Annotated in this window: 9 protein-coding genes; 4 read left to right on the top strand and 5 right to left on the bottom strand. The window is 68.1% G+C overall.

Annotation, left to right across the window (positions count from 1 at the left end):
- Positions 1 to 11: 11 nt before the first annotated feature.
- Positions 12 to 1,190, bottom strand: a complete 1,179-nt coding sequence (locus tag CBM2588_RS12120; protein WP_115680708.1) for a benzoate/H(+) symporter BenE family transporter — start codon at positions 1,188 to 1,190, stop codon at positions 12 to 14.
- Positions 1,191 to 1,544: 354 nt separating this feature from the next.
- Here CBM2588_RS12120 and CBM2588_RS12115 point away from each other — a divergent pair, with 354 nt between their 5' ends.
- Positions 1,545 to 3,479 carry an ATP-binding cassette domain-containing protein gene (locus tag CBM2588_RS12115; RefSeq protein WP_115680707.1) on the top strand — a complete coding sequence of 645 codons (1,935 nt, stop codon included), beginning with the start codon at positions 1,545 to 1,547 and terminating at the stop codon, positions 3,477 to 3,479.
- Between the two features lie 28 nt (positions 3,480 to 3,507).
- Here the strand turns inward: CBM2588_RS12115 and CBM2588_RS12110 are convergent, their stop codons facing one another.
- Both CBM2588_RS12110 and CBM2588_RS12105 read right to left on the bottom strand, forming a co-directional pair.
- Positions 3,508 to 3,648: a hypothetical protein gene (locus tag CBM2588_RS12110; protein ID WP_172583583.1), complete on the bottom strand. Its 141-nt coding sequence runs from the start codon at positions 3,646 to 3,648 to the stop codon at positions 3,508 to 3,510.
- Entirely contained in the window at positions 3,648 to 4,859 is a 1,212-nt protein-coding gene (locus CBM2588_RS12105) for an MFS transporter (protein WP_115680706.1), read from the bottom strand. The genes CBM2588_RS12110 and CBM2588_RS12105 overlap by 1 nt, the downstream gene beginning before the upstream one ends.
- Before the next feature lie 340 nt (positions 4,860 to 5,199).
- Between CBM2588_RS12105 and CBM2588_RS12100 the strand changes: the two genes are divergently transcribed.
- The 3 genes from CBM2588_RS12100 (at position 5,200) to parC (ending at position 10,569) form a co-directional block, all read left to right on the top strand.
- Complete coding sequence (locus CBM2588_RS12100) at positions 5,200 to 7,191, top strand: DNA topoisomerase IV subunit B (protein ID WP_115680705.1); 1,992 nt, start codon at positions 5,200 to 5,202, stop codon at positions 7,189 to 7,191.
- Positions 7,192 to 7,349: 158 nt separating this feature from the next.
- Positions 7,350 to 8,147 (top strand): lytic transglycosylase domain-containing protein, encoded by a 798-nt coding sequence (locus CBM2588_RS12095; protein ID WP_439897431.1) that lies wholly within the window; start codon positions 7,350 to 7,352, stop codon positions 8,145 to 8,147.
- Positions 8,148 to 8,226: 79 nt separating this feature from the next.
- Positions 8,227 to 10,569, top strand: a complete 2,343-nt coding sequence (gene parC, locus CBM2588_RS12090; RefSeq protein WP_115680704.1) for a DNA topoisomerase IV subunit A — start codon at positions 8,227 to 8,229, stop codon at positions 10,567 to 10,569.
- A gap of 161 nt (positions 10,570 to 10,730) precedes the next feature.
- On the opposite strand, the gene CBM2588_RS12085 is transcribed toward parC, so the two are convergent.
- Together CBM2588_RS12085 and CBM2588_RS12080 are read right to left on the bottom strand one after the other, a co-directional pair.
- Complete coding sequence (locus CBM2588_RS12085; protein ID WP_115680703.1) at positions 10,731 to 12,560, bottom strand: ABC transporter ATP-binding protein; 1,830 nt, start codon at positions 12,558 to 12,560, stop codon at positions 10,731 to 10,733.
- Between the two features lie 179 nt (positions 12,561 to 12,739).
- On the bottom strand, positions 12,740 to 14,422 hold the full coding sequence (locus tag CBM2588_RS12080) for an L-lactate permease (protein WP_115681473.1): 1,683 nt from the start codon (positions 14,420 to 14,422) through the stop codon (positions 12,740 to 12,742).
- Positions 14,423 to 14,435: the final 13 nt, after the last annotated feature.

Raw genomic sequence — 14,435 nt, 5'->3', positions numbered from 1 at the left:
CGGATCTGCCGTCAGCCTGCCCGGCGGCGCAGCACGTGGTAGGCGAGCATGCCGCCCACCACGCCCCAGAAGGCCGAGCCGATGCCGGCCAGGGTCATGCCCGAGGCCGTGATCATGAAGGTCAGCAGGGCGGCTTCGCGCTCGGCCGGGACCTGCATGGCGACGGTCAGGCCGTTGGCGATCGAGCCCAGCAGCGCGAACGCGGTCACGCCCACCACCAGCGCCTGCGGGAAGGCCGCGAACAGCGCCGCGATGCTGGCGGCCAGCGTGCCCGCGACCAGGTAGCCGACGCCGCAGACCACCGCCGCGGTATAGCGCCGATGTCGGTCGGGATCGGCCTGCGGGCCGGTGCAGATCGCCGCGGTGATGGCGGCCAGGTTGATGCCGTGCGAGCCGAACGGCGCGAGCGCGGCCGAGGCCAGTCCGGTGACGGTGATCAGGCGCGAGGCCGGCACGTGGTAGCCATCGGCCTGCAGCACGGCCAGCCCCGGGATGTTCTGCGACGCCAGCGCGACGATGAACAGCGGAATGGCGAGGCTGATGAAGGCCGGCATCGAGAACGCCGGCGTGGTCCACACCGGCACCGCCAGTTCCAGCCGCACGCCCGAGAAATCGAGCTGCCCGAGCACGCCCGCCACCGCCACGCCGGCCAGCAGCACCCCGGGCACCGCATAGGCCGGCCACAGCCGCCGCCCCAGCAGGAAGGCGGCGAACATCGCCAGCAGCAGCACGGTCTGGTGCTGCGCCTGCACGAACACGTCGACGCTGATGCGAAACAGGATGCCGGCCAGCAGCGCCGAGGCGATGCTGGCGGGCAGGGCACGCATCAGCTTGTCGAACCAGCCGGTCATGCCGGCCGCGGTCATCAGCAATGCCGCCATCAGGAAGGCGCCGATCGCCTCGGCATAGGGCACGCCGGGCAGGCTGGCGATCAGCAGCGCCGCGCCGGGGGTGGACCACGCCACCACGATGGGCACGCGCAACGCCAGCGACAGGCCGATGGTGGTGATCCCCATGCCGATCGACAGCGCCCAGATCCATGACGAGATCTGCGCGTCGGTCAGGTGGGCCGCGTGTCCCGCCTGGATCATCAGCACCAGCGAACTGGTGTAGCCGGTGAGCGTGGCGACCAGCCCGGCGACAAGCGCGGACACGGACAGGTCGGAAAATTTGAGGGAGGCGGTGGTCATGGCGAGGTGGTCATGGCGACGTGCAGCAGGCACTTGGGTACGGCCGCCATCTTCGCATGAGTGCCTTGGCCGTACCAATTTGACCGGGTTCGGCGGGACTGCGGCGCGGCGACCGCCGTTGACGGGGCTTTCCCTTACGGACTTGTCCGACTGGAGCGGGGCGTGGGCGGTTGTTATGCTGGATTCGTGCCTTGCGAGCAGGGCACCGAGGAGAGACTCTTGGGCCCGCACTGCGCGGGCCCTTCTTTTTGCCCGGCCGGCTTACGCTGCCGGTCGTCTACAATGCGGGCTGCCGCCGGGCGCGCCCGCGCCGCCGGCCCGTCCCTTCTTCCCTCGCTGTCTCGTCTTCCTTCCATGGCCCTGTTTTCCATCACCGACGCCCAGCTTGCCTTCGGGCACGTGGCCCTGCTCGATCACACCGACTTTTCGCTGGAGGCCGGCGAGCGCGTGGGGCTGATCGGGCGCAACGGTTCGGGCAAGTCCTCGCTGCTGAAGATCGTGGCGGGGCTGTCGGCGCCGGATGACGGGCTGATCGCCCGCCAGAGCGGCGTGACCAGCGCCTACGTGCCGCAGGAGCCGCAGTTCGCGCCCGGCATCACCGTGTTCGACGCGGTGTCGCAGGGCATGGGCGACGCGCACGACCTGCTGGTGCGCTATGAGGCCGCCGCCGACCGCGTTGCCGAGCACCATGACGACGAAGCGGCGCTGGCCGAACTGCACCGGCTGCAGTCCGAGCTCGATGCCGCCGGCGCCTGGCAGCTGCGCACCCGCGTGGAAACCACGCTGGCGCGGCTGGGGCTGGATTCGCACACGCGCGTCGATGCGCTCTCGGGCGGCCTGCAGAAGCGCGTGGCGCTGGCGCAGGCGCTGGTGGCCGAGCCCGACATCCTGCTGCTGGACGAGCCCACCAACCACCTCGACGTGGAAGCGATCCGCTGGCTGGAAGACCTGCTGCTGCAGTTTCGCGGCAGCGTGCTGCTGATCACCCACGACCGCGCCTTCCTCGACCGGGTCGCCACGCGCATCGTCGAACTGGACCGCGGGCGGCTGGTGTCCTTTCCCGGCAACTTCGCCGCCTACCAGGCGCGCAAGGCCGAGATGCTGGCCGCCGAGCAGGTCGAGCAGGCCAAGTTCGACAAGCTGCTGGCACAGGAAGAAGTGTGGATCCGCAAGGGCGTGGAAGCGCGCCGCACCCGCAGCGTGTCGCGCATCCAGCGGCTGGTGGCGATGCGCAACGAGCGCGCCGCGCGCCGCGAGGTGCAGGGCAACGTCAAGCTCGAGGTCTCGCAGGCGGACCGCTCCGGCAAGATCGTGGCCGAGCTGACCGACGTGAGCAAGGCGTACGGCGACAAGGTGGTGGTGCGCGATTTCACCGCCACCATCATGCGCGGCGACAAGGTCGGCCTGATCGGCCCCAACGGCGCCGGCAAGACCACGCTGCTGCGCCTGATCCTGGGCGAACTGGCGCCGGACAGCGGCACCGTGCGCAACGGCAGCAACCTGCAGGTGGCGTACTTCGACCAGATGCGCACCGCGCTGGACCTGGAGAAGTCCCTGGCCGACACCATCAGCCCGGGCAGCGACTGGGTCGAGGTCAACGGCCAGCGCAAGCACGTGATGAGCTACCTGGGCGATTTCCTGTTTGCGCCCGAGCGCGCGCGCTCGCCGGTCAAGTCGCTGTCGGGGGGCGAGCGCAACCGGCTGCTGCTGGCGCGGCTGTTTGCGCGGCCGGCCAATGTGCTGGTGCTGGACGAACCCACCAACGATCTCGACATCGACACGCTGGAACTGCTGGAGGAGCTGCTGCAGGACTACGGCGGCACCGTGTTCCTGGTATCGCACGACCGCGCCTTCCTCGACAACGTGGTGACCTCGACGCTGGCCGCCGAAGGCGATGGGGTCTGGCGCGAGTCGGTGGGCGGTTATTCCGACTGGGTCGAGCAATCAGCGCGCAGCGCGGCGCTGCAGGCGGCACGCAAGCCGGCAGAGCAGAAGGCGGCCGAGCCGGCCAGGGGCAAGGATTCGCGCGAGGCGCGCGGGGCCAATCGCACGGTCAAGCTGTCGTACAAGGAGCAGCGGGAGCTGGATGGGCTGCCCGAGCGCATCGCTGCGCTGGAGACCGAGCAGAAAACGATTTCGGCGCAGCTCGCGGACGGCTCGCTCTATGTCAGCGATGCGGCCAAGGCCGCGCAGCTCGGCACGCGGCATGACGAGATCGAGATGGAACTGCTGGAAGCGCTGGAGCGCTGGGAAGTGCTGGAGGCGAAGTCGAAGGGCGAAGGCGCCTGAGGCCCGAGGGTCCGGCAAGCGCCGGACCTCACCCACACCAGGCCAGCACCATATTGGTCAGGTCGACCATGAACCCCGGCCGCAGGTAACCCACGAACCCGAGCGCCAGCACCCCGGCCAGCACCGCCAGCCCGGCTGCCTTAGCCATGCGCGCCTGGGCCGTGCTCATCACGCCGCCGCCGGCTGCGCCCGCACTACCGCCTGCTCGCGGATCGGCAGGTTGACCAGCGCCGCCAGCACGCCCAGCGCGATCGCGATCATCCACACCGTGTTGTAGCCCCCGGTGCGGTCGTAGAGATAACCACCCAGCCACGCGCCCAGGAAACTGCCGATCTGGTGTGAAAAGAACACCACCCCCGACAGCATCGACAGGTATTTCACCCCGAACACCTGCGCGATGATGCCGTTGGTCAGCGGCACGGTCGACAGCCACAGGAAACCCATCACCGCCGCGAACACCCAGGTGCTGGCGACTGTCAGCGGCAGCAGCAGGTAGGCGGCGATCACCACCGAGCGCGCCAGGTAGATAGCCGCCAGCAGGTAGCGCTTGGGCAGGCGCTGGCCCATCGCGCCGGCGGTATAGGTGCCGAAGACATTGAACAGGCCGATCAGCGCCAGCGCCACCACGGCCACCTTGGGATCGGTCAGCCCCTGGTCCTTCAGGTACGGTGCCAGGTGCACGCCGATAAAGACCACTTGGAAGCCGCACACGAAGTAGCCCAGCGTCAGCAGCTGGAAGTTGCGGTTGCCGAAGGCTTCGTGGATGGCCTGGCCGATGGTCTGGTGGTGGCCGCCAGTGTGCGCGGCCTCGCGCGGCTCGCGCAGGGTCAGCGCCAGCGGCAGCATCACGCACGCCATCAGCGCCATCACGTACAGCGCGTTCTGCCAGCCCAGGCCGGAGATCAGCCCCTGTTCCACCGGGATCATCAGAAACTGGCCGAACGAGCCCGCCGCGGCGGCAATGCCCATGGCCCAGACCCGTTTTTCCGGACTGGCCACGCGGCCGATCACGCCATAGACGATGCTGTAGGTGGTGCCGGACTGGGCGATGCCGATCATCACGCCGGCGCCGGTGGCGAAGGCGGTGCCGCTGGTCGCCAGCGCCATCACCACCAGCCCGGCGACGTACAGCGCCACGCCCACCAGCATGATGCGCAGCGCGCCGAACTTGTCGGCCAGGGCCCCGGCGAAGGGCTGGCTGGCGCCCCACATCAGGTTCTGCAGCGCCAGCGCAAAGGCAAAGGTCTCGCGGTTCCAGCCGTGGGCCTGGGTGATCGGCAGGTTGAACAGGCCGAAGCCGTGCCGGATGCCCATCGAAAGCGTGACCAGCAGGCCACCGCACACAAGCACGGTGGTCAGGGAGAGTTGTCGGTTCTGCATGTCTTGGCTCGGTGTGCGGCGGCCGCGCCGGGTGAAGCGGCGCCGACAGGATTGTCTGTGCTTGTTGTTTTACCGCGCCGGAACGGCAATCAGGCTTGCCGGGGCCGGGTGGTGGGGAGTTTACTCTGCCTCGGGAAAACGCGTACGGCGCAGCCCGCAGACGCGGCGCTCCGGCAAAAACTGCCGGCGGCGCCCGGCAAGCCGGAGCCGGTGCGGGCGTTGGCTTTTTTCTGCGGGATTGGCGTCGCGCGCTTCCATTACAATGCAGTGCCCGGTGCCCTGGCGCGTGCACAGTTGTGCGCCTCGCGGCAGCCGGGACCATCACTTTCGTAGCGACTCCATGGCGAGCAAAACCAGTCAGTACAGCGAATCCTCCATCCGGGTCCTGAAAGGCCTGGAGCCGGTCAAGCAGCGCCCGGGCATGTACACCCGGACCGACAACCCCCTGCATATCGTGCAGGAGGTGATCGACAATGCCTCGGACGAGGCCCTCGGCGGCCACGGCTCCGAGATCCTGGTGACCCTGCATCGCGACGGCAGCCTCAGCGTGGAAGACGACGGCCGCGGCATCCCGGTGGGCATTCACCCGGAAGAGGGCGTGCCGGTGGTCGAGATCGTCTTTACCCGGCTGCACGCCGGCGGCAAGTTCGACAAGGGCAAGGGCGGCGCCTATGCCTTTTCCGGCGGCCTGCACGGCGTCGGCGTGTCGGTGACCAATGCCCTGTCGACGCAGCTGGACGTGACCGTTTGGCGCGACGGCATGTGCTCGACGCTGACCTTCTCGGGCGGCGACGTAACGGTGCCGCTGGCCTCGCGCAAGCTCGAACGCGGCGAGAAGAAGAACGGCACGCGCGTGCAGGTGTGGCCCGACGCCAAGTATTTCGATTCGGCCGCGATCCCGCTGGCCGAGCTGCAGCGCCTGCTGCGCAGCAAGGCCGTGCTGCTGCCGGGCGTCAAGGTCACGCTGGTGACCGAGAAGACCGGCGAGCGCCAGACCTGGCAGTACGACCAGGGCCTGAAGGGCTACCTGGTGGAGGCGCTGGCGCAGGGCAGCGGCGCCGAGCTGGTGATCCCGATGTTCGAGGGCGAGCACTTTGCCGACCCCGACGCCAATCCCGGCGAGGAAGGCTTTGCCGACGGCGAGGGCGCGTCGTGGGTGGTGGCCTGGACCGAGGACGGCGCGCCGGTGCGCGAGTCCTACGTCAACCTGATTCCCACGCCGGCCGGCGGCACGCATGAGTCCGGCCTGCGCGAAGGGCTGTTCCAGGCGGTCAAGAGCTTTATCGAGATGCATGCGCTGCAGCCCAAGGGCGTCAAGCTGATGAGCGAGGACGTGTTCGCGCGCGCTTCGTTCGTGCTGTCGGCCAAGGTGCTGGACCCGCAGTTCCAGGGCCAGATCAAGGAGCGCCTGAACAGCCGCGACGCGGTGCGGCTGGTGTCCACCTTCAGCCGCCCGGCGCTGGAGCTGTGGCTGAACCACCATGTCGAGTACGGCAAGAAGCTGGCCGAGCTGGTGATCCGCCAGGCCCAGGCGCGCACGCGCGCGGCGCAGAAGGTCGAGAAGAAGAAGGGCTCCGGCGTGGCCGTGCTGCCCGGCAAGCTGACCGACTGCGAGTCCACCGACGTGACCCGCAACGAACTGTTCCTGGTCGAGGGCGACTCCGCCGGCGGCTCGGCCAAGATGGGCCGCGACAAGGAATTCCAGGCCATCCTGCCGCTGCGCGGCAAGGTGCTCAACACCTGGGAGACCGAGCGCGACCGCCTGTTTGCCAACAACGAGGTGCACGACATCGCCGTGGCGATCGGCGTGGACCCGCACGGCGCCAATGACGAGCCCGACCTGTCCAACCTGCGCTACGGCAAGATCTGCATACTGTCCGATGCCGACGTCGACGGCGCGCATATCCAGGTGCTGCTGCTGACGCTGTTCTTCCGGCATTTCCCCAAGCTGATCGAGACCGGCAACGTCTATGTGGCGCGCCCGCCGCTGTTCCGCGTCGATGCCCCGGCGCGCGGCAAGAAGCCGGCGCAGAAGCTGTACGCGCTGGACGAAGGCGAGCTCGAGGCGATCCAGGACAAGCTGCTCAAGGACGGCGTCAAGGAAAACTCGTGGCAGATCTCGCGCTTCAAGGGCCTGGGCGAGATGAGCGCCGAGCAGCTGTGGGAAACCACCATGAACCCCGACACGCGGCGCCTGCTGCCCGTGATGCTGGGCGAATACGACCTGCCGCAAACCGTCGAGATGATGAACATGCTGATGGGCAAGGGCGAGGCCGCCCAGCGCCGCAGCTGGCTGGAAGAGAAGGGCAACGAGGTCGAGGCCGATATCTGATTGGGGAGCGCCGGCCGGCGATTGGGTAGATAATCGCCCAGTTCGCTTGCACGTCGTCCCCGCGGAAGCGGGGACCCAGCGACTTTGAAGACGCTGGATTCCCGCCTACGCGGAATGACAGTAGATTTTGGCAAGGTGCTCACCAGAAGGAACACACGATGACGATGAGACCCTCCGGCAAACTCAGGCGCAACCTGGCAGCCACGCTGCTGGCGCTGGCCGGGCTTGCCTGCGTGCCGGCGGCGCACGCCGAGCTGTGGGGCTTTATCGACGCCGACGGCGTGGCGCACTTTGCCGACCAGAAGCTCGACGCGCGCTACAAGCTGTTCATGAAGGACGGCGGCAGGCTCGACACCGGGCGCCTGGCGGCGAAGCAGGCGCAGGCGGCGCGCGGCGACATCGACTTCGAGCAGCACAAGCTGTACCGCTACGTCCTCAACCATCCCAACATCAAGACCGTCGAGCCGCTGATCCACCAGATCGCCGGCAAGCAGGATGTCGATCCCGCGCTGGTCAAGGCGGTGATGGCGGTGGAGTCGGGCTTCAACCCGGCGGCGGTGTCGCCCAAGGGCGCGATCGGCCTGATGCAGGTGATTCCCGACACCGGCGCGCGCTTTGGCGTCAGCGCCGATGCGCGCCGCACCATCGAGCAGAAGCTGGCCGACCCGCGCACCAATATCACCGCCGGGGTGCGCTACCTGAGCTGGCTGATGCAGCAGTTCCCCGGCAACCTCGAGCTGGTGCTGGCGGCGTACAACGCCGGCGAGGGCGCGGTGCAGCGCTACAACAACCGTATCCCGCCCTATCCCGAGACCCGGCAGTATGTCAGCACCGTGCTGCAGTTCTACAGGCTGTACCAGCCGCAGCAGGGCGTGGTGCTAAAGCGTGCCAGCGCCGGTGGCGACGACGGCCCGCGCGTGAAGATGGTGATCGGCGCGCGCCGGCCCATGCCCTGAGCGGCACCCAAGAATCACAAGCAACCGGTGCGCCGGCCGTCGAGGTCGAACGCGTGGCGCGCCGAATCCTTGCCTATCCATGGAACAACAAGACATCACGTTTCAACCTGAAGAGCCGGCCGATTCGCTGACGCTGGCCCGCTACGCCGAGCGCGCCTACCTGGACTACGCCGTCAGCGTGGTCAAGGGGCGCGCGCTGCCCGAGGTGGCCGACGGCCAGAAGCCGGTGCAGCGGCGCATCCTGTTCGCGATGCACGAGATGGGGCTGCGCGCCGACGCCAAGCCGGTCAAGTCCGCGCGCGTGGTCGGCGACGTGCTGGGCAAGTTCCACCCGCACGGCGACCAGTCCGCCTATGACGCGCTAGTGCGGCTGGCGCAGGACTTCTCGCTGCGCTATCCGCTGATCGACGGCCAGGGCAACTTCGGCTCGCGCGACGGCGACGGCGCCGCGGCGATGCGCTACACCGAAGCGCGCCTGACGCCGATCTCGCGGCTGCTGCTCGACGAGATCGACGAAGGCACGGTCGACTTCATCCCCAACTACGACGGCTCGATGCAGGAGCCCAGGCTGCTGCCGGCGCGGCTGCCGTTCGTGCTGCTCAACGGTGCCTCGGGCATCGCGGTGGGCATGGCGACCGAGATCCCGCCGCACAACCTGCGCGAGGTCGCCGCCGCGACCGTGGCGATGATCCGCAACCCGAACATCGCGCTGGCCGAGTTGCTGGCGCTGATGCCCGGGCCGGACTATCCCGGCGGCGGCCAGATCATCTCGCCCGCGTCGGATATCGCGCAGATCTACGAGAACGGCCGCGGCAGCCTGAAGGTGCGCGCGCGCTGGACCATCGAGGAAATGGCGCGCGGCCAGTGGCAGCTGGTGGTGACCGAGCTGCCGCCGAATACCTCGGCGCAGAAGGTGCTGGAAGAGATCGAGGAAATCACCAATCCCAAGATCAAGACCGGCAAGAAGGCGCTGACGCCGGACCAGCAGCAGCTCAAGGCCACCGTGCTGGCGGTGCTCGACGCGGTGCGCGATGAATCCGGCAAGGACGCGCCGGTGCGGCTGGTGTTCGAGCCCAAGAGCAAGAACATCGACCAGCAGGAGTTCATCCAGACGCTGCTGGCGCATACCAGCCTGGAATCCGGCGCGCCGATCAACCTGGTGATGATCGGCACCGACGGCCGTCCGCGCCAGAAGGGCCTGCGCGAGATCCTGGGCGAGTGGATCGCGTTCCGCTTCGACACCGTCACGCGCCGCACGCGCCATCGCCTGGGCAAGGTCGAGGACCGCATCCACATCCTCGAAGGCCGGATGCTGGTGCTGCTCAATATCGACGAGGTGATCCGCATCATCCGCGAGAGCGACGAGCCCAAGCCCGCGCTGATCGAGGCCTTCGGCCTGAGCGACCGCCAGGCCGAGGACATCCTGGAAATCCGGCTGCGCCAGCTGGCGCGCCTGGAAGCGATCCGCATCGAGAAGGAGCTGAAGGAGCTGCGCGAGGAGCAGGCCGACCTGGACGTGCTGCTCAAGTCCGAGACCATGATGCGCCGTCGCATCATCAAGGAGATCGAGACCGACGCCAAGCAATACAGCCCGGAAGACAAGGACCCCCGCCGTACGCTGATCCAGGAACAGCGCCGCGCCGCGGCCGAGGTGCGCGTGATCGACGAGCCGGTGACGGTGGTGATGTCGCAGAAGGGCTGGGTGCGCACGCGCCAGGGCCATGGCCACGATCCGCAGCAGTTCACCTTCAAGGCGGGCGATGCGCTCTACAACACCTTCGACTGCCGCACCGTCGACGTGCTGCTGGTGTTCGGCACCAATGGCCGCGTCTATTCCGTGCCGGTCTCCAGCCTGCCGGGCGGGCGCGGCGACGGGGTGCCCATCACCACGCTGATCGAGCTGCAATCCGGCAGCCAGGTGGCGCACACCTTTGCCGGCAGCGCCAGCCAGCGCGTGCTGATTGCCACGGCCAACGGCAACGGCTTCCAGACCACGGTGGGCGACATGACCGGCCGGCAGAAGGGCGGCAAGTCGTTCCTGACGCTGGACGACGGCGATGCCCCGCTGCCTCCTGCACCGATCGGCGACGAGGCCACCCATGCGGCGTGCCTGTCCGGCAACGGCCGCCTGCTGCTGGTGGCGCTGGATGAAGTGAAGGTGCTGTCCGCCGGCGGGCGCGGTGTGATCCTGATGGAGCTGGAAGCCAAGGAGAAGCTGCTGCAGGCGGTGGCCGTGGGCGCGCCCGGGCTGGTGCTGTCGGGCGCGGGCCGCGGCGGCAAACCGTCGTCGCAGAAGCTGGCCGGGCAGTCGCTGCTGCCGTACGTGGGCAAGCGCGCGCGCAAGGGCAAGCCGATCGAGGCGAAGCTGAAGGAGCCGAGGATCGAGCCGGTGCGGGTGGAGGCGCCGGGCGGCGGCAACTGAGTTTCGCCGAGCCAGTGTTTGCTCCCCTCTCCCATTTATGGGAGAGGGGCGGGGGAGAGGGCCGGCTTGTCCACGAAGTGACGCGCTTTCATGCTTGCCGAAGTCCTGCCCTCTCCCCCGGCCCCTCTCCCGCAAGCGGGAGAGGGGAGCAAACAAGCGGGTCAATCCACCCCCACGAACCCTCCCGTCTGATGCGCCCACAGCCGCGCATACAGCCCCCCATGCGCCAGCAGTTCCGCATGCGTGCCGCTTTCCACGATATGCCCGCGGTCCAGCACCACCAGCCGGTCCATCCGCGCGATGGTCGAGAGCCGGTGCGCGATCGCGATCACGGTCTTGCCCTGCATCAGCGTTTCCAGGCTTTCCTGGATCGCGGCTTCCACTTCGGAGTCGAGCGCGGACGTGGCTTCGTCCATGATCAGGATCGGCGCGTTCTTGAGCAGCACCCGCGCGATCGCGATGCGCTGGCGCTGGCCGCCTGACAGCTTCACGCCGCGCTCGCCGACCTGGGCCTCCAGCCCGGTATTGCCGTGGGCATCGACCAGATGGGGAATGAACCCGTCGGCGCGGGCGCGGTGCAGCGCGGCGGCCAGTTCGGCATCGGTGCTCGAGGGCTTGCCGTAGAGTAGGTTCTCGCGGATCGAGCGGTGCAGCAGCGAAGTGTCCTGCGTGACCATGCCGATCTGCGCGCGCAGGCTCTCCTGCGTGACCGTGGCGATGTCCTGGCCGTCGATCAGGATGCGCCCGCGCTCGACGTCGTAGAGCCGCAGCAGCAGGTTGACCAGCGTCGACTTGCCCGCGCCCGACGGGCCCACGAGCCCGATCTTCTCGCCCGGCCGCACCGTCAGGTTGACGCCCTCGATCACGCCCGAGCCCTTGCCGTAGTGGAACCCCACCTGCTCGAAGCGGACTTCGCCGCGCGTGACGCGCAGCGGCTGCGCGTTGGCGCGGTCGGTGACCTGGCGCGGCACCGCGATGGTCTTCATGCCGTCCTGCACCTGCCCGACATTCTCGAAGATGCCGTTGACCACCCACATGATCCAGCCCGACATATTGTTGATGCGGATCACCAGCCCGGTGGTCAGCGCGATCGCGCCGGTGGTGACGTGGCCGGTGCTCCACAGCCATACCGCCAGCCCGGTGGTGCCGGCGATCAGCGCGCCGTTCATCGCGGTGATGGTGACGTCCATGCCGCTGACCATGCGCCCGGCCTGCCGCGTCTTCTCGGTCTGCTCGGCCATGGCGTCGCGCGCGTAGTCTTCTTCCTGCCGGGTATGCGCGAACAGCTTGAGCGTGGTGATATTGGTGTAGCCGTCGACGATGCGCCCCATCAGCCGCGATCGCGATTCGGTGGCGATCACCGAGCGCTGCTTGACGCGCGGCACGAAGTACAGCAGCGCGGCCACGTAGCAGGCGATCCACAGCAGCAGCGGGATCATCAGGCGCCAGTCGGCCTGCGCGAACAGCACCAGCGAACTGACCGCATAGATCGCCACGTGCCACAGCGCGTCCACCGCCTGCACCGCGGAGTCGCGCAGCGAGAAGCCGGTCTGCATGATGCGCTGGGCGATGCGCCCGGCAAAGTCGTTCTGGAAGAACGACAGGCTCTGCTTGAGCACGTAGCGGTGGTTCTGCCAGCGGATCAGGTTGGACAGGCTGGGGCTGATCACCTGGTGCACCAGCACGTCATGCAGGCCGAAGAAGATGGGACGCAGCAGCACCGCCACCACCGCCATCCACACCAGCTCGTTCCGGTGCCGGCTGAAGAACTCGGCGCCGGGCGTGGTCTGCGCCATGTCGACCAGCCGGCCGAGGAAGCTGAACAGCGCCACCTCGATCAGCGCGCCGACCAGGCCCACCAGCAACAGCAGCACGAACACGCCCCAGACCTCGCGCAGGTACCAGGTGTAGAAGCGCAGCACCTGGCCCGGCGGCTCGCGGTCCGGCATATGGCGGAAGGGGTCGATCAGTCTTTCCAGGCGACGCAACATGGCAGGGTTCCCGTTGTGTGCCACGGCACGCCTGCTCGTCCTGGTGGGATGCCGGGCGCTTGCGGCGGATCAGACGCAACATGATACGCGCCTTGCGCAATGGAAAAGCCCCGCCGGGGGCGGGGCCTTGTCTGATACGCGCTGCGAAAACCGCCGCGGCGTCGGCCGCGCCGGCCGCGTCAGGGGTGATGGATCACCATATGCGTGAACGGCGGCACGTAGGCCTGCAGCGTCACGAACAGGCCCACCAGGATCGCCAGCACGATCGAGTGGAAGAACACGTAGCGCAGGATGTCGCCCTCGTGGCCATACCACTTGGTCGCGGTCGACGCGACCACGATCGACTGCGCGTCGATCATCTTGCCCATCACGCCGCCCGAGCTGTTGGCCGAAGCCATCAGCACCGGCGACAGGCCCAGCTGTTCGGCGGTGGTCTTCTGCAGGCCGCCGAACAGCACGTTCGAGGCGGTGTCCGAGCCGGTCAGCGCCACCCCCAGCCAGCCCAGCATGGTGCCGAACAGCGGGTAGAACACGCCGGTGTGCGCAAAGGCCAGGCCCAGCGTCGCATCGAGGCCCGAGTAGCGGGTCAGGTAGCCGACCCCGAACATGGCGCAGATGGTCAGCAGCGAGTAGCGCACCAGCTTGATGGTTTCCCAGTACTCGCGGAACAGCCGCGGCACCGAGTAGCCCATCAGCAGGCCGCCGGCGATGGCCGAGACGAAGATGCCGGTGCCGGCCATCGACAGCACGTTGAAGTTGAACACGGCGCCTTCGATGACTTCCTTCGGTACCACCGGCGGCACCTTGACGATGGCCTTGTCGAGGCCCGGCACCGGGAATTTCCAGGCCCACAGGCTGTCCATCAGCTTCTTGAATTCGGGGATGCCCCAGACGAACACGAACACCGTCAGGATCACCCACGGCATCCAGGCCTTGGCCACCGAGATCCCGGCCGAGGCGGCGCTGGCGCGGGCGTCGGCTTCCAGTGCTTCGGGGTGGTCGACCTTGGAGTCGTCGTGGCGGCCGAGGATCTTGGTCGAGGTCCAGATTTCCTTCGGATGCCAGACCTTCAGGAACAGCGTCAGCGAACCCATCGACACCAGCGCGGCGATCACGTCCACCAGCCACGGGCCGTGGAAATTCGACACCAGGTATTGCGGCACGGCGAAGCTCACGCCCGCCACCAGGATCGCCGGCCAGATCGCCAGCATGCCGCGGAAGCCGGCGAAGGCCCAGATCAGCCAGAACGGCACGATCACCGAGAAGAACGGCAGCTGGCGCCCGATCATCGCCGACAGGTCGAGCAGGTCCAGTCCGGTCACCGAGGCCAGCCCGATGATGGGCGCGCCCAGCGCGCCGTATGCCACCGGCGCGGTGTTGGCGATCAGCGCCAGGCCCGAAGCCGCCAGCGGAGAGAAACCCAGCCCGATCAGGATCGCGCCGGTCACCGCCACCGGCGTGCCGAAGCCGGCCGCGCCCTCGAAGAAGGCGCCGAAGCTGAACGCCACCAGCAGCAGCTGCAGGCGGCGGTCTTCGGTGATGCCGGAGATCGAGTTCTGCAAGACCTTGAAGGATCCGTTCAGCGTGGTGAGCCGGTGCAGGAAGATGATGTTCAGCACGATCCAGCCGATCGGGAACAGCCCGGACACGATGCCCAGCCCCGCCGCCTTGCCCGCCATGGCCGCCGGCATGCCGAACACGGTCGAGGCCACCACGATGCCGATCACCAGCGCCAGGCCCGCCGCCAGGTGCGCCTGCATATGAAAGAACGCCAGCGCTGCCAGCAGCACGGCGACGGGAATGCCCGCGGCAATGGTCGACAGCGCCATATTGCCTAGCGGGTCATAGACTTGACTCCACACGATCGAAATCCTC

Origin of the sequence: Cupriavidus taiwanensis (genome assembly GCF_900250075.1) — a bacterium.
Classification (GTDB): domain Bacteria; phylum Pseudomonadota; class Gammaproteobacteria; order Burkholderiales; family Burkholderiaceae; genus Cupriavidus; species Cupriavidus taiwanensis_C.
This window is presented reverse-complemented; position numbering and strand designations above follow the sequence as displayed.

What these genes read in the sequence shown, in the direction of transcription:
- CBM2588_RS12085 (WP_115680703.1), bottom strand. Translation starts at nt 12,560, where the DNA reads ATGTTGCGTCGCCTGGAAAGACTGATCGACCCCTTCCGCCATATGCCG.
- CBM2588_RS12095 (WP_439897431.1), top strand. Translation starts at nt 7,350, where the DNA reads ATGACGATGAGACCCTCCGGCAAACTCAGGCGCAACCTGGCAGCCACG.
- CBM2588_RS12110 (WP_172583583.1), bottom strand. Translation starts at nt 3,648, where the DNA reads ATGAGCACGGCCCAGGCGCGCATGGCTAAGGCAGCCGGGCTGGCGGTG.
- parC (WP_115680704.1), top strand. Translation starts at nt 8,227, where the DNA reads ATGGAACAACAAGACATCACGTTTCAACCTGAAGAGCCGGCCGATTCG.
- CBM2588_RS12100 (WP_115680705.1), top strand. Translation starts at nt 5,200, where the DNA reads ATGGCGAGCAAAACCAGTCAGTACAGCGAATCCTCCATCCGGGTCCTG.
- CBM2588_RS12105 (WP_115680706.1), bottom strand. Translation starts at nt 4,859, where the DNA reads ATGCAGAACCGACAACTCTCCCTGACCACCGTGCTTGTGTGCGGTGGC.
- CBM2588_RS12120 (WP_115680708.1), bottom strand. Translation starts at nt 1,190, where the DNA reads ATGACCACCGCCTCCCTCAAATTTTCCGACCTGTCCGTGTCCGCGCTT.
- CBM2588_RS12115 (WP_115680707.1), top strand. Translation starts at nt 1,545, where the DNA reads ATGGCCCTGTTTTCCATCACCGACGCCCAGCTTGCCTTCGGGCACGTG.